Genomic DNA, 517 nt, shown 5'->3' with positions numbered 1-517 from the left:
AAGTAAGCGAATATATCAATAAAGTGCTCAGCCTGATTGAAAAAGAAGCAATTACTGAAGAAGACGCCCAGTGGATTACAAAAGAAACGGTCGACGGATTCCGCGAGCACGTCAACCCCGGCTTCCTGGAATACCGCAAGACCGTTACGGTTGACACCCAGTTCGCAGCTGTCGAGTGGTCGGATGAAGGCTCCTGCTTCCGTGATGTAAACGGGAAAGAATACATCGACTGCCTGGGCGGGTTCGGCATTTACAATGTCGGGCACCGGAACCCGAAAGTAGTCAAAGCCGTACAGGATCAATTAAAGCGCCAGGCACTTCACAGCCAGGATCTCCTGGATCCGCTCCGTGCCATGCTGGCGAAGATCCTTGCGGATATTACACCGGGTGATTTGAAGTACGCGTTTTTCACAAACAGCGGAACAGAAAGTGTAGAAGCAGCGCTGAAGCTGGCGAAAATGCACAGCGACCGGACAACGTTTATTTCCACAACGCGCTCGTTCCATGGTAAAAGCCT

General features: G+C 51.3%; 1 protein-coding gene. It reads left to right on the top strand.

Annotation, left to right across the window (positions count from 1 at the left end; all coding sequences use genetic code 11):
* A partial coding sequence (locus tag RG959_RS23830; protein WP_342799275.1) for an aminotransferase class III-fold pyridoxal phosphate-dependent enzyme occupies positions 1-517 on the top strand: 517 nt, incomplete at both ends.

The sequence above is a fragment of the Domibacillus sp. 8LH genome (assembly GCF_038806185.1).
Classification (GTDB): Bacteria; Bacillota; Bacilli; order Bacillales; family Domibacillaceae; genus Domibacillus; species Domibacillus indicus_A.
This window is presented reverse-complemented; position numbering and strand designations above follow the sequence as displayed.